16 protein-coding genes are annotated in these 14,282 nt (G+C 32.9%); 3 read left to right on the forward strand and 13 right to left on the reverse strand.

The genetic code is table 11. The features are described 5' to 3' along the window. The first annotated feature begins 37 nt into the window (after positions 1–37). Both MK119_RS07370 and MK119_RS07375 read left to right on the forward strand, forming a co-directional pair. A complete protein-coding gene (locus MK119_RS07370) occupies positions 38–973 on the forward strand; it encodes an NAD-dependent epimerase/dehydratase family protein (RefSeq protein ID WP_290672403.1) in 936 nt (311 codons plus the stop codon). 197 nt (positions 974–1,170) lie between these two features. Continuing rightward, positions 1,171–1,338 (forward strand): hypothetical protein, encoded by a 168-nt coding sequence (locus MK119_RS07375; RefSeq protein ID WP_290672406.1) that lies wholly within the window; start codon positions 1,171–1,173, stop codon positions 1,336–1,338. Positions 1,339–1,380: 42 nt separating this feature from the next. Here MK119_RS07375 and MK119_RS07380 read toward each other — a convergent pair whose 3' ends face one another. From MK119_RS07380 to MK119_RS07425, 10 genes are all read right to left on the reverse strand, one after another. Further along, complete coding sequence (locus tag MK119_RS07380; RefSeq protein WP_290672409.1) at positions 1,381–2,916, reverse strand: glycosyltransferase family 39 protein; 1,536 nt, start codon at positions 2,914–2,916, stop codon at positions 1,381–1,383. Between the two features lie 92 nt (positions 2,917–3,008). Further along, positions 3,009–3,629, reverse strand: coding sequence for a lipid-A-disaccharide synthase N-terminal domain-containing protein (locus MK119_RS07385; protein WP_290672412.1), 621 nt, complete (start codon positions 3,627–3,629; stop codon positions 3,009–3,011). Then, on the reverse strand, positions 3,626–4,339 hold the full coding sequence (locus tag MK119_RS07390) for a glycosyltransferase (protein ID WP_290672415.1): 714 nt from the start codon (positions 4,337–4,339) through the stop codon (positions 3,626–3,628). Before MK119_RS07390 ends, MK119_RS07385 begins: the two co-directional genes overlap by 4 nt. An 832-nt stretch (positions 4,340–5,171) precedes the next feature. Then, positions 5,172–5,645, reverse strand: coding sequence for a DUF6428 family protein (locus MK119_RS07395; RefSeq protein ID WP_290672418.1), 474 nt, complete (start codon positions 5,643–5,645; stop codon positions 5,172–5,174). A 19-nt stretch (positions 5,646–5,664) separates the two neighbouring features. Beyond that, entirely contained in the window at positions 5,665–5,991 is a 327-nt protein-coding gene (locus MK119_RS07400; RefSeq protein ID WP_290672422.1) for a metalloregulator ArsR/SmtB family transcription factor, read from the reverse strand. Between the two features lie 826 nt (positions 5,992–6,817). Further along, entirely contained in the window at positions 6,818–8,002 is a 1,185-nt protein-coding gene (locus tag MK119_RS07405; RefSeq protein WP_290672425.1) for a class I SAM-dependent methyltransferase, read from the reverse strand. 3 nt (positions 8,003–8,005) lie between these two features. Then, positions 8,006–9,115: an AI-2E family transporter gene (locus MK119_RS07410; protein ID WP_290672428.1), complete on the reverse strand. Its 1,110-nt coding sequence runs from the start codon at positions 9,113–9,115 to the stop codon at positions 8,006–8,008. 36 nt (positions 9,116–9,151) lie between these two features. Continuing rightward, a complete protein-coding gene (locus MK119_RS07415; RefSeq protein WP_290672431.1) occupies positions 9,152–9,664 on the reverse strand; it encodes a TrmH family RNA methyltransferase in 513 nt (170 codons plus the stop codon). Positions 9,665–9,672: 8 nt separating this feature from the next. After that, positions 9,673–10,014, reverse strand: a complete 342-nt coding sequence (locus MK119_RS07420) for a cyclic-phosphate processing receiver domain-containing protein (protein ID WP_290672434.1) — start codon at positions 10,012–10,014, stop codon at positions 9,673–9,675. A gap of 1 nt (position 10,015) precedes the next feature. Then, complete coding sequence (locus tag MK119_RS07425) at positions 10,016–10,657, reverse strand: DUF4159 domain-containing protein (RefSeq protein ID WP_290672436.1); 642 nt, start codon at positions 10,655–10,657, stop codon at positions 10,016–10,018. A gap of 40 nt (positions 10,658–10,697) precedes the next feature. On the opposite strand from MK119_RS07425, the gene MK119_RS07430 reads away from it, so the two are divergent. Then, complete coding sequence (locus MK119_RS07430; protein WP_290672439.1) at positions 10,698–11,441, forward strand: thioredoxin family protein; 744 nt, start codon at positions 10,698–10,700, stop codon at positions 11,439–11,441. A gap of 94 nt (positions 11,442–11,535) precedes the next feature. Here MK119_RS07430 and MK119_RS07435 read toward each other — a convergent pair whose 3' ends face one another. The 3 genes from MK119_RS07435 to tsaD form a co-directional block, all read right to left on the reverse strand. Then, positions 11,536–12,243 (reverse strand): 16S rRNA (uracil(1498)-N(3))-methyltransferase, encoded by a 708-nt coding sequence (locus MK119_RS07435; protein WP_290672442.1) that lies wholly within the window; start codon positions 12,241–12,243, stop codon positions 11,536–11,538. Positions 12,244–12,325: 82 nt separating this feature from the next. Then, a complete protein-coding gene (locus tag MK119_RS07440; RefSeq protein WP_290672445.1) occupies positions 12,326–12,640 on the reverse strand; it encodes a TfoX/Sxy family protein in 315 nt (104 codons plus the stop codon). A gap of 505 nt (positions 12,641–13,145) precedes the next feature. Then, positions 13,146–14,168: a tRNA (adenosine(37)-N6)-threonylcarbamoyltransferase complex transferase subunit TsaD gene (gene tsaD, locus MK119_RS07445; protein ID WP_290672447.1), complete on the reverse strand. Its 1,023-nt coding sequence runs from the start codon at positions 14,166–14,168 to the stop codon at positions 13,146–13,148. Positions 14,169–14,282: the final 114 nt, after the last annotated feature.

The raw sequence follows: 14,282 nt of genomic DNA on the forward strand, positions 1-14,282 counted from the left end.
TATACTTTTATGCGTTGAATATTTACGAAGTATATCTATGAAGATACTTATCACGGGAATTGCAGGTTTTATTGGTTCGCATGTAGCAGAACATTTACATGATTTAGGTCATGAACTAGTAGGAATCGATAACTTTTCAGATTATTATCCAATAGCATTAAAAAATAAAAATGCAGCCACTTTAGAAGCGAAAGGAATCAAAATACTGTTAGCTGATTTACGTGAAACAACTTCTATTGATAAACTTCCTGCGTCCATTGATTATATCTTTCATTTTGCAGCACAACCTGGCATAGCAGCTACCTCAACGTTTGAAGATTATTTGACCAATAATGTGATTGCAACTCAAAACTTGTTGACGTATGCATTGAAGCAAGATTCTTTGAAACTTTTTGTAAATATCGGAACTTCGTCTATTTATGGTTTAAATGCAACATTTCCTGAAAGCGTAGCGCCACAACCTGCGTCACATTATGGTGTCACAAAATTAGCTGCGGAACAATTAGTTTTATGCAACTCAAGGTTGAACAAACTCAAAGCTTGTTCATTGCGATTATACTCTGTTTACGGTTCGCGAGAACGTCCAGACAAGCTTTTTACGAAACTTTTAGACTGTGGATTGAACGCAAAGGCGTTTCCGTTATTTCAAGGAAGCTTATCGCATCTGAGAAGCTTTACGCACGTTAGTGATATCGTAAAAGGAATTGTAAGCGTAATTGGAAGAGAAGAGGTTTGTAATGGAGAAATCTTCAATATTGGAACAGAAGCCGAATATACTACACAACAAGGAGTAGATGCTGTTGAAAAACTACTCAATACTACAATTATCTTTGACGAATTGCCACCACGTTCTGGTGATCAACAGCGTACAAAAGCAAATATTGATAAAGCAAGAGAGCTTTTAAACTACAATCCAACCGTAACTTTAGAAGAAGGTGTAGCCGAACAATTGGCTTGGTTTCGAAATCTATAACAATTGATTTTTAGGGTAGATTTTAACTAATTGTAATACAATGATTTAAATGTCTTGTTGTTCAGAGAATCATCATTTGTGTTTCAAGTATTGTTGTAGTGCCTAAAGTACTTTTATGGCAATATTAATCAAAACTTCATCACAATGAAAAAAAGAAAATTAAAGGATTATCATTGAACAAAAACCAAATCTCAAAAGTGGACAACGTATCAGGAGGAAGGTCACCATACGGGTCATCAGATTGGAGTCCAACAGAAGGTTGTATTGAAGATCCAGAACAAACTCCGGAAACATTACATCATACAAAATGTAATTGTGGTTCTAATTTCACCATGACCTGTGGTTCCGTAATTGGACATTGTTAAAAGCAACGGCGGACTTCGGTCCGCTTTTCCAACACTCAACACCTAATTCTTCGCCACCAAATACATATCAGTACGCAAACGATCTTTGTACCCTTTCTTGGAATCGTCAATCGGATTTAAATCGAACGTTTCTATATAGGTAATTGTATGATTAGGAAATGCTTTTTCAAGACTCTTCTTTGCACCAATCATTACCAAAGCCTTAAACTTAGCTTCTTTTGGAGCTTCTAAGGCGTGACTATGAAGTAACGGAACTTTTCCACCATAATCCCATACTAATTCTGGCGATTGAATATTGAACATATACACAGGAATTTGCTCCGTAGCTGCTTTTTGCGATATTTCTTGTAATGAATTGTACTTCGGATTTTCTAAAAAAGAATTCATCAAAGGAAAACTAAACGTAGTTACAGACATTAAAAAGGCAATAATTAAGTAAAAAACCAATTGAATTTTTCGCTGATAGAGATATTTTAAAGTGAAAAAACCAATCAAAACCAATACAATAGAAGTTACGGCAAAAGGAGTGTAAAATCCAGTAAGATTGTCTTTTAAAAAGATATATCCTGCAATAGGAAAAGCTACTCCTACCAATCCAATCAAACCAAAATTCAAATACACAGGAATACGTTCATACTTGTTCATTTGTTCTTTAAAAGCTCTGAAAACATACATAAAAAAGAAACTGGTAGTGTATGCCAACGGAATTAGAACGGGTAATAAGTAACGCGATTTCTTTTCTGGAATTAACGATAGTAAAACAACAGATGCCAACGTCCAAAATAAACTGAATTTATAGGCTTTTAAATTTTCAACGCGTGTTTTTAAATATGGATATAATAAACTTACAAAAGCAACAACTGTCCACGCTCCTGATTGCATAAAGAAACTCCAGTAATAGTAAAATGGACGTACATTACGATTTTGCCAAGCAGTAGTTTCTTTATCTGCGATTGCTCTGGCAGTTTCACCATCCATGATACTAATATAATACGGCCACCAAACAGAAATGGCAGCAGTCACAAGAATTAAACCAACCAAAGGCAACCATTTTTTCTTAAAGTTAGAATATTTATATACAATACTATAGGCTATTAAAAATGGTAAAAACAGCGCAAAATGCGATACAGGGCCTTTACTCATAAAGGATAAACCAATAAAGGTTCCTGCGACTAAGGCATTTCGCCAAATTTTTTCATCACTAGAAAAGAATTGAAAAATATAATAAATTCCAATAATCATGAATCCGTGTGCAAAAATGTCCCAAGTTCCATTTCTACCAGCAAAAACCACATAAAAAGAAGTTGCTAGGATCAAACCATTGATAAAGGCTTGTTTTTTATCTTTTAAGAAATACACTCCAAAACGATAGGAAAAAAGTACCAAAATCAAGGTGATAATTGCAGAAGGAACTCGCAATGCAATTAAGTTTTTAAAACCAAATAACATGCCGCCAAAAGCAGCTAACCAAGTTGGTAATGGTGGTTTTTCATAGCGTGGTTCGCCATTCATTGTGGTAAGTAGCCAACTATCATCGGATACCATTTCACGTGCAGTGATAAAGTTTCTCGCTTCCATGATATTAGGATACAACACATCAAGATTCATAAAAAAGATAAAAAAACATACTATAACGAGTATCCAAACGTAATTTTTCTCTTGTATCAAATTCATGACTGATTTCTTAAAAGCATTATATTTCTAACATAAGTAACAATACCAAATACATGGCCGGCAATCAAAATTGGATCTTTTCTAAAAATGGCATACGTAAAAATTAAACTTGCCCCAAGTAAGCTTAACGCCCAAAAACCTAGTGGCAAACTCGATTCTTTTTTTCGCTCCGAATAAATCCATTGATATACAAAGCGTAAGGTAAAAATAATTTGAGAAATGATTCCTAAATACAATAACCAATCTGGAATATCTTCACTGTTGAGGAGATTGTAAATATCTTGTTTGTTATTGTTATACCCAATGGCAATAATGATTAATGGAAAGATGATAATAAAAATTCGAATCAACTGATGCATGCGGCTCCATTCTCCTTGTAATTGCATGTTTCTAACGTAAATAAAATACGTTAATACTTGCCCAAGCATAATGGCAAAATCGTTTCGTAAATAACCGTATACAAAGAGTAAGAAGGAAGCAATTAAACTCAGTTTCCAAAACAATGCTGGAGTCAATACTTTTTTATTACGTTCAGAAATAACCCATTGCAATAAGGTTCTTGCCGAAAATAATAGTTGTGCAAGTCCGCCAATTCCATAAATGAGCCAAGTCATCATCCTTTCTTAGCTATAGAATAGTTGATGTACTTTTTCTTCATCCAAACATAGGCAAAACAATCCATTAGTGGACCAAACAAACGATTCCATAAACCGTATTTAGCTTCTCCTGCAATACGAGGAAAATGTTGCACAGGAATTTGCTTAATCTTCCCTTCTTGTAATAAAATCATAGCAGGTAAAAAGCGATGCAGACCTTTAAACATAGGAATGCGCTTGGCGTAATCTGTTTTTATGATTTTTAACGGACAACCTGTATCGTCCATACCATCTTTGGTAAATGCTCTACGAATACCATTGGCGATTTTTGAAGACATATTTTTGACAAATGAATCTTTTCGGTTGGCACGAACGCCAGTTACCAAATCGTATTCACCAATATGTTCTAGGAGCAAGTCAAAATCAGAAGGAGCTGTTTGCAAATCGGAATCAATATATCCTACTAAGCTTGTTTCTGTATGATCAAATCCAGCTTTAATAGCAGCACTCAATCCACGGTTTTCAGAAAAGCAAATGAAATTAAAAACCGTGCTATCTGCACAAATATTTTCAATCATTTCCTGACTTTTATCTTTAGAGCCGTCGTTTACAAACAAAACTTTGACAGGAATTTTTGCGGCTGAGGCATAGTCGCCGAGCTCTTTTTCAACTCTTTCTAAATTATCTTCTTCATTATAAACAGGAACGACAATTGTAAGTTCTTTATCCATTGCTAAAACTTTGTTTCAATAAATAGCTTAAAAATTTGCGCCAAAGTTATAGTTTTTTTGCAATATCGACTGTATGAATATCATTTAATACAAATTTCTTGGAAGTGTTGGGTTTTGAATTATTGAAAGTCTTCTTATTTACAAGCAATTTATAGGATGCGGAAAACGGTATAATTATTGATTTTCTAGTTTCTGAAAAATTATAAAACCGATGATATCATGAAAAACAATTGCTATTATTTTCCTTGCTATGTGTTGTTTTAATATTTGCGTCACGTAGTAATAATGATGTTTCTTCTTCAATAGTATTAAGAATTGATAAAATTACGTTTAGTGAATTATCTGTTTTTGTTAGTGCAGGACCGAGTCCATCACTCTATGATTCTTTTACATTTTCAGTAAGACTTAGGAGTTCTGAAGGTGAATCTATAGAAAGAATAAATTTAAAAGATCATAACAATATATGATGAAGCAACTGGACTAATCAATGCGTTTGATCTAACGTTTTCAAAAGCTGATCGTACAGTAAATGCTACAGATATATTCACAGAAAACTATTTCGGGTCAGCGCAAAATGTAAATAGATATTCAGACTTTCAACAATTAGAAGCACTGGAATTATTTATTTAGATATTGAATCAGATAGTTTTCAAAATTCATACGAAATAGCGGCTAATTCATTATTTCAAAGACTTCTGGAGTTATAAGTATACTATTTATGGAACTGTAGTTTCAGAATAAACCGATGTGTTTTTTGATTAGTATTTTTAATACACATATAACGTATCATTTTACGATTCTTCAAATAATACGTTATATGTATATTATTTTCTTAGCAACAACCTGAACTCGGATCGCAACAACTATTCATTTGTGCCTGTAATTCAGAGAGTTTCACCTTTGGTTTTTCCGCAGGAATTCCACAATTATCTTTTGCTAAACAATCGGTTTGTTTTGTGGTTAATACAAAATGATTATCTTGAAAATCCAATCCATATTTTCCAATGGTTTCAGCTTGGTATTCTACCTCAATTTCCAAGTCCTCAATTCCCAATACATTTTCAGAAAGCTCAATAATGTGCATCAATTTCTTTGGCTCTAAACGATGATCTACATCATCTGCTGACCATAATTGAAAATTGACCACTTTTTCATTTCGAACTACGCCACCACAATCAATAAAATTTTTGGTAATCATACCGACTTCTGTGACATGAAAATGACTTTCTACTTTTTGAGAATTAGGTAAATAAAAATCTAACTGTTCTAAATGCTGCAAATGTTTTTTTACTTCTGATAATTTCATGAGCTTGTATATTAAATAATTAACATGTTTTTGAATGCGATAGGGAAGTAGTAATCGTATTGAAATACGCTAAAACTTCTTGCCATTTCTCTTGATTGATGCAGTAGCAAATATTTTTCCCTGTAATTTCTCCTTGAATCAATCCTACTTTTTTTAATTCTGATAAATGCCTAGAAATTGTAGGTTGTGCCAAGGGCAATTCCAAGACAATATCATTACAAATACAAGAAGGACTTTTTGCCAAAAAATGCATTATGGACAAGCGTGCTGGATGTCCAAGCGCTTTTAATGTTTCTGACATGGTATTTACTTCTTGTGAAAAGCCAATAGTTTTTGTTATTCCCATATTGCAATATTAGAATATGTTGCCTTAAAAAAATAATTTTGAGCGTTAAATTTTAAAAAAGTTTGATTTTGGAACAAAAAATAAGGGAGGCCCTACCATAAACCTCCCTCACTAAAAGTTGTATTTACATACAACTTGGTAAAAATTCGTTTCCGAATTTTTATTTGCTGTTTATTTTAAACTCTTGTATAATTTTTTCGGCTTTAAAATTATACAGGTATTTAAAAGTTGAATATTACATATGCTAAACGTAATCAGCTAGTGACATGTTCTGCGAGTAAAACTATTGAATATGAGAGACAAAAGCATAAAATTTGAAAGTTCTTTCTACAAACTTCACATTTTATCGACATACGCTATAAATTGTAGGAAATATCAATATGAAAAATATCATTTTTTTTAAGGTTTACAAGAAATAAATTCCGATACTTTACAAAACAAAAAGACCGTACCTTGATATTACAAGATACGGTTCTTTAAGTATCGTTATATACTAGTTACCTAAAAGGATAGTCAAATTTATAGAGTATGTGTTTTTTTATTTTCATTCATTAGAAAAAATACTTGTTAGTTTAAAGATAATATTCTTTTTCGCACAGCACTTGATGAGAGAAAATAACTCAATAAATGACTATCAATAAGTTCCTTCTATAAAAGAAGTAAGGGGAACTTTTATAAAGTTCCCCAGAGTATAGTGGATTCCCCTAAATCCCTAAAACTGTATTGCATGATTCAAATGTAGGCAGAAGTCTTAAGTATGGAATAAGGTCTCGTGTTATAAAAGCTACGGTAAAACCGTAAAAGCAATTTTTAGCGTACTTTTTTGCTATATTTTTAAGCAGTGAAGTAGTGCTTTATTTTCTGAAGATAAGGTTGTTGCGAACAAAAAATCAGTACCACCATCGGCAATTGTTAATTTTTTGCGAATTGAAGCAACTGACACTGGAAAATTGCGTGTTGTGATATTTGCTTTTGATATATGTACTTCTTTTTTAAAAATCTTTTTATTGAAAGGCACTATTTTTTGAATCTCAAAAAGCCTTCCAGGAAAATCGATGAGTACATCTGAGGTGTATAAATGTGAATGTGGATGTAATTTTTCAAGTTGAAACGCTTTTGCAATACTCAAAAATCCACCAGCTTTCATAATGGCAGCATTTGGTTCATACAAATATTTTTTAGGAAGTCCGTATTGTATTTGCTGATGCTTTTCTTCTTCCAATAAGAAATTAAAAGATTCTGTTTTTGTATGAGTCAGATTTACAGTTTTAATGACAACAGTTTGTGTTTCATGATTAGTGTCTATTAACCATAACAATTCTTTGACTTCATTTTGAACGGCAACTACATGAATCTCTTTTACGTTTTTTAAAGCGCGTAAACCATTCGTAATGTCTAATAAAGGAGATGTTTTGATTAGAATGGTTTTTGCATGTTTGGCAAGTAATTCTTGAAGCGTTACTACATCAGGTAAGCAATCTTCTAATAAAAAGACTTTTCCTTTGACATCATTTCTACGAGAAGGATCAACATAAATACAGTCATATATTAGAGAAGTTTGTTGCAAATATGCAATGCCGTCTTCTGCTACAGTTTGTATGTTAGCTACCTTGAGTTTTTTATAATTATGTGTGACGATCTTAGAGAGTTCTTCCGAAATTTCGCAATGTGTGACTTGTGAAAATTTTTTAGAAAAGGAATAACAATCCACTCCAAATCCACCAGTAAGATCAATTAACGAGTTTCCTTCCAACAATGTAGCTTTATAATTGGCTGTTGGCTCAGAGGAAGTTTGTTCAATATTGAGTTTGTTAGGATAATAAATATTTTCCGCAGAAAACCAAGTTGGCAATTTTTTTTCACATCTTGCTTTTGCCTGAATTTGTGTGATAATTTCAGTAAAAGCTACGCCAGAAACCTCTTTGTGCTTAAGCAAGAGTTTTGCAGGATCATCTTTTAGATGATCGTTTATGAATTGTTGAATTTCAGGTTGAAGTACTGCTAAGTTCAAGAATTAAATATCTTTAGTGATTGATTGTACAATTTTATTATCGGATAAAAATTCTTTCAAAATCACTTTAATAACTGTATACGATGGTACAGCGATTACCATTCCGATGATTCCAAATAAAATTCCCCAAATAATGATAACTAAGAAAATCTCTAACGGATGCGATTTTACAGAACTTGAGAATATGAGTGGTTGACTCAAAAAGTTATCAATCAATTGTCCCGCCAAGAAAAAGATCATGACACCAAGAGTATTTGGTAAAATTACATCGCTAAAATTGTCAATAATAATACCAGCATCATTCGTTTCTATACTACTTGTAACACATAGAATCATCATTAAAACACCACTAATCAATGGTCCTACATAAGGAATAAGATTCAGTAATGCACACAAAAATGCAATCACAATGGCATTATCTATTCCGAAAATTAAGAGTCCAATAGTATAAATGACAAACAAAATTAGAATTTGAAATAGCAATCCTACAAAGTACCTTGAAAGCAAATCTTTTATTTTCTCAAATGAACGCGCCCATCTTTCTTCTTTATTATTTGGAACCAAAACTAGGACACTATCTTGAAGCAATTTGCTGTCTTTCAATAAGAAAAAAGAAATAAAAAGTACAGAGAGTAATCCAATACTAAAACTTCCCAACCCACTAATCAAAGAATTGAAAAAACTTGGAATGAACGAAAAATCAAGGTTTGAAAAAAGTTTAGACTCTTCAATTGGTGGCACTACCGCATCTTTCCCATGAAAATACTTGTAACCTTCGGAATACATGTTTTCTACTTTTGATTCCAATTCGGCAATATCATACAAAGCTAGTTTTGTACCTTGATCTTCTATCAAAGGTATAAACATAGAAATGAGTCCGACAAATAGCCCAATCATAAGTACCATTGTAAAAATTGTAGCAAGTGTATTTCTAAATTTCAAGCGTTGCCTTAAAAAACGAACAATCGGTCTTCCAAGTAAAGATATCACTGCTGCAACGGTAATGTATACCAATACTGACTGAATTTTGTAAAAGAAATACAGTACTAAAAGTGCACCAATAATAATGGCTAAAGCTTTTAAAATTCCGTTGGCTATAGTGTTAGAATTCATATCTAAGGATTTGATACTAAAATTACTATTTAAAAATTAGTTTGCAAGATATTGCTTTGTAATTTCATACAGTACAATATTTGTAGCTTGTACAACATTCATACTACTATTTTGCCCATACATATCAATATGTGTCACTACATCTGATTCGTAAATGGTTTCGGGATTGATACCAAAATTTTCATCGCCAATCACTAAGGCTATCTTTTCAAACTTGGAAAAATCGAGAGTATGAACGGATTGGCTTTTTTCAGTAATTTCTAAGGAAATAATAGTATAACCTTCTTCTTTGAGCTTTGAAATTACAGGATGAATGTCTTCTTGAATTTCAAAAGGAACTACTTTTTCTGTAGCGCGTGACGTTTTTGTCATTTTTCTACCAAACACAGGAATATTTTCACCGCAAAACACAATTTTTTCTACGCCAAAAGCATCACAAATACGGAACAGTGAACCAATATTTGGCGCATTAGAAACCTGATCGGAAACTAAAGTGATTGGAAATCTACGTTTTTCAAAATTAGTTGTGTAATGTGTAAGTTGAGACATATTAATTACTAAGAATTTGAATGTAAATGATTGATGTAATTGGTAAGTAAACCTTCAATTTGTTTAGCTGCCACTGGATTTGCAGAATGCACGTAAAACTCAAAATTGATCAAATTTAAACCTGAATGATATACCAACCATTTTGCAGCTGCGTAACCATCTTCGGCAACTTCGCCAGCTACGTTTAGTCCTAAATCATTATCAAAACTAATATACTTTGGAAGTCCATTGGCTTCAATATATGCTACAAATTTTTCGAAGGTACGAACAATTACAAAATCATAATCATCTGGATTTCGATATACCATTTCGGGCACACGAATATCATCTAAAAACAAATTATAACTCATCTTAATGCTTAAAAGCGTAATTGACAATATTAGCGCCCATTTGCAGTGCTTTTAGACGAACCTCATCAGAATCGTTATGGATTTCTTTATTTTCCCAACCATCGCCTAAATCACTTTCAAAAGTAAACAGTAATACCAATCTATTTTCATAAAACAAACCTAAAGCTTGCGGACGCAAACCATCATGTTCATGTATTTTAGGCAATCCTTTTGGGAAAGAGTACGGTTGTTTAAAAATAGGATGCGTAGCTGGAATTTCGCGTAATTCTTGATTCGGAAAGACTTTTTTGAGTTCTTTACGAATGTATTGATTCATTCCGTAATTATCATCAATATGAACAAAACCACCAGAAGTCAAATACTTGCGTAGATTTTCGGCATCATCTTCTGAAAAAAACACATTTCCATGTCCTGTCATATGTACAATTGGAAACTGAAACAAATCTGTACTTCCAACTTCTACCGTTTGTGGTTTGGCTTTGATCGCTGTATTTATATTTTGATTGCAAAACTTGATCAAGTTTGGTAGCGCAGTCGGATTTGAATACCAATCGCCACCGCCAGAATACTTTAAAATGGCAATTTCTTGCGAGTATGTGAGCGAAAAACTCAATAAAAATAAAAATAACGTAAGCTTCTTCATGTAAAATCGTCTTATGTATTGCAAGGTAAACTTTAAGATTATGAAACGAAAATATTTAATAACACTTTCACTTTTTACACTCGTATTTTTAGCTTCTTTTACGAATTTGATCGATAAAAAACAGAAACCAGTAGTAGTTTTAGAACTATTTACGTCACAAGGATGTTCTAGCTGTCCTAGTGCAGATGTATTGTTAGAGAAAGTAGGAAAGGAGTTTGAAAATGATCAAGTATTTACCTTATCCTATCATGTTGATTATTGGAATTATATTGGTTGGACAGATCCATTTAGTCAAAAGGAATTTACCCAAAAACAACGTTCGTATGCTCGAAAATTTAGAGACAATCAAGTGTATACGCCAGCCGTTATTGTAAACGGACAGGAGCATTTTGTGGGTTCTAATCGTTCTAAAATGTATGCGAAAATTAAAGAATATAAAAACAAGTCTTCTCAATTTGATATTTCGTTTGGCGCGAAAGAACATACATCAAAAAAGATCAAATTTAATTATAAGATTGACGGAAACACTTCCAAAGCAAAAGCGCGAGTTATATTGGCAATCAAAGAACGTACGACAAACGTAAAGCGTGGAGAAAATGCCAAAAGAACCTTAAAAAATCACAATATTGTGGTAAATGAAAGTTATGTTTCAAATTTAACCGCAAACGGAAATTATAGCATTGATATACCAAAAATTGTAACTGAGAAAGATGAACTAAGTGTATTTTTTATCCTTGAAAATGATCAGAAAGATATAGTAAGTGCACAGCGGCTAGATTTTTAGAATGTTATATGTTTAGACCCGCTTTGCTTTTATTTAATAATCTATAGAAATATACGTCAAGCTGAACTTGATTCAACTTCACAGAACAAGAGAATTATTCTTGATTCAAAAACGCCACAGAATGACACGCCACAATTGCGGCTGTTTCAGTACGTAAACGCGTATCGCCTAAGGTTACAGGAACATAATTGTTATTTAATGCCAATTCAATCTCTTTTGAAGAAAAATCACCTTCAGGACCAATCAAAATGGTTACATCTTTATCGATTTCTAATGCTTGTTTCAACGATTGTTTTTGATTCACTTCGCAATGCGCAATAAACAATTGGTCGTTTGTATGTGAATTGATAAACTCTTTAAAAGAGGTCAAAGGGTTCAATTCAGGGAAATAGGGAGTTAAGGACTGTTTGGTTGCTGCTTGAATAATTTTTTCAAAACGTTCTGCTTTGATCACTTTTCGTTCCGATCTATCACAAATAATTGGTGTAATAGTATCAATTCCTATTTCGGTAGCTTTTTCTAAAAACCATTCGTAGCGATCGTTCATTTTTGTAGGCGCTACTGCCAAATGCAATCGATAGTTTTTCGATTTCTGAAATTCAAACGAAGTCACCTCAACAATGCAATTCTTTTGATCAGCTAACATAACCTTTGCTGAAAAAATATATCCTTTACCGTTTGTGATGTGAAGTATGTCATTTTCTTTTTTACGCAACACGCGTACAATATGTCTACTTTCTTCTTTAGAAAATGTATAGTGACTAGTTTCTGGAGTTAAATCGGGAGAGTAAAAAAGTTGCATGCGAAATCTTTAACTGTTTAATGCTGTATTTTGAGGGATAAATATAAAACTATTGAATCAATTTATGCTTGGCATGTTCCAATCAGAGTTCAATCCATTGTAGCAAAGCTAATTCGGTTTCAAAACCTTCTGAGTAAACATAAATAAACTCTTTCATCGGTTTTTTGGTAAAATCCATTGGACGAACAAAGTCTTTGGCAAGATTTTCTTCCATCTTTTCTAATTTTACACGTGCCATTAAATTGTTTTTGGCAATTCCAACGGTCATTTTTCCTTCATACAAAAAGCAAATCCCACCAAACATTTTCTTCTCAGTAAAAGTTTCTTTAAAAAAAGTAAGTTGTTCTCGAATACGATTTGCCAAACGCTCGTCAGATGCCATGTACTGTGTAGTCATGAATGTATTGTTTATATATTTTACGAAGATAGGCAATCCAATAAAATAGTCATTGAATTTATTGATAGTTACTTTAAACACTATGTTACATGAAAAAAGCGAACCGAAGTTCGCTTATATATTAAAATTCTGTAGCAAGGTCCCATTTCTCCTGGATCAGTTGTGTAACAAACAGGATATGATGGGCAATAGTCAGTGTAACATATTCTAGGATGTGTATCGCAATCAGGAAAAGCCATGATCCATCATTACCTCCAGAAAGATCTCCAATTTGAAATTTGGAAATAGACTTTCTGTTCAACTTTAAGGATTTAAGATCTCTTTTTTCATTGTAAAATAATTTTAAAAATTAGTAAAACAGAAAAGTAGAAAATATAATTCTCCAGACTTAACACTCGTAGTCGCGAAATAAATAGCGATAAATTTTCAAAAAAAAATCAGATCATATTTGACTGATTTCTAAAGTCAATACTATATATCTCGAGATATGGAGTAATGAAAAAGGTTAAATCTTAATTCGAGAATTCGCAGTTACAGCTTCGTCGGTAAAATCTTCTTTTAAATATTTTAAGTAACCCACAATTCCAATCATAGCAGCATTATCTGTCGTATAAGCAAACTTTGGAATATGTGTTGCCCAGCCATACTTAAACTCGCCATCTTTCAGGGCTTTTCGTATTGCAGAATTTGCAGAAACACCACCACCAATAGCAATGGTTTTAATGCCAGTTTGTTTAGATGCTTTTTTCAATTTGTCTAAAATAATATTCACAATGGTATATTGTATAGACGCACAAATATCGTTAAGATTCTCTTTAACAAAGTTTGGATTTTCTTTAGTTTGTCGCTGCACAAAATATAAAATAGCGGTTTTCAATCCTGAAAAACTAAAATTCAATCCTTCCACTTTCGGTTTTGGAAAAGGAAATGCTTTTGGATTGCCTTCATTTGCCAATTTATCAATAGCAGGTCCTGCAGGATAGTTCAAACCTAAAATTTTCCCACTCTTATCATACGCTTCTCCAACGGCGTCATCAATCGTTTCACCAATCACTTCCATGTCAAAATGATCTTTAACGACTACAATTTGTGTATGTCCACCAGAAATAGTCATTGCCAAAAAAGGAAACTCAGGAATTGTCTGCGCTTCATCTTCAATAAAGTGTGCTAAAATATGCGCTTGCATGTGATTTACTTCAATCAAAGGAATCGCCAAACCAAGTGCTAAAGACTTAGCAAAGGAAGTTCCAACGAGTAATGATCCCATCAATCCTGGTCCGCGCGTGAAAGCTATGGCATTTAGCTGTTTTTTATCGATATTTGCATTAGTTAGTGCTTGATGCACAACTGGAACAATATTTTGTTGATGTGCCCTTGAAGCCAATTCCGGAACAACGCCACCATAGGCTTCGTGAATTTTTTGATTGGCTATAACATTTGACAATACTTTTCCATTTTGTAATACAGCAGCAGAAGTATCATCACAAGACGATTCAATAGCTAGAATATATACATCTTTTGTGCTCATACGTTTTAAAAGGCATAAAAATTGTTATAAATTCACAAAGATATGCTAAACATCGTGTTTTGTAATATTTTTTTTGTGAATTTGCAGTGTCGTTAAGATGCATAACCTTTAATA

This window comes from Kordia sp., from assembly GCF_022447245.1.
GTDB lineage: Bacteria > Bacteroidota > Bacteroidia > Flavobacteriales > Flavobacteriaceae > Kordia.

Coding starts and splice junctions, on each gene's coding strand:
- MK119_RS07430 (WP_290672439.1), top strand. CDS start 10,698: ATGAAACGAAAATATTTAATAACACTTTCACTTTTTACACTCGTATTT.
- MK119_RS07420 (WP_290672434.1), bottom strand. CDS start 10,014: ATGAGTTATAATTTGTTTTTAGATGATATTCGTGTGCCCGAAATGGTA.
- tsaD (WP_290672447.1), bottom strand. CDS start 14,168: ATGAGCACAAAAGATGTATATATTCTAGCTATTGAATCGTCTTGTGAT.
- MK119_RS07400 (WP_290672422.1), bottom strand. CDS start 5,991: ATGGGAATAACAAAAACTATTGGCTTTTCACAAGAAGTAAATACCATG.
- MK119_RS07380 (WP_290672409.1), bottom strand. CDS start 2,916: ATGGAAGCGAGAAACTTTATCACTGCACGTGAAATGGTATCCGATGAT.
- MK119_RS07425 (WP_290672436.1), bottom strand. CDS start 10,657: ATGAAGAAGCTTACGTTATTTTTATTTTTATTGAGTTTTTCGCTCACA.
- MK119_RS07440 (WP_290672445.1), bottom strand. CDS start 12,640: ATGACTACACAGTACATGGCATCTGACGAGCGTTTGGCAAATCGTATT.
- MK119_RS07395 (WP_290672418.1), bottom strand. CDS start 5,645: ATGAAATTATCAGAAGTAAAAAAACATTTGCAGCATTTAGAACAGTTA.
- MK119_RS07435 (WP_290672442.1), bottom strand. CDS start 12,243: ATGCAACTTTTTTACTCTCCCGATTTAACTCCAGAAACTAGTCACTAT.
- MK119_RS07385 (WP_290672412.1), bottom strand. CDS start 3,629: ATGATGACTTGGCTCATTTATGGAATTGGCGGACTTGCACAACTATTA.
- MK119_RS07410 (WP_290672428.1), bottom strand. CDS start 9,115: ATGAATTCTAACACTATAGCCAACGGAATTTTAAAAGCTTTAGCCATT.
- MK119_RS07415 (WP_290672431.1), bottom strand. CDS start 9,664: ATGTCTCAACTTACACATTACACAACTAATTTTGAAAAACGTAGATTT.
- MK119_RS07390 (WP_290672415.1), bottom strand. CDS start 4,339: ATGGATAAAGAACTTACAATTGTCGTTCCTGTTTATAATGAAGAAGAT.
- MK119_RS07370 (WP_290672403.1), top strand. CDS start 38: ATGAAGATACTTATCACGGGAATTGCAGGTTTTATTGGTTCGCATGTA.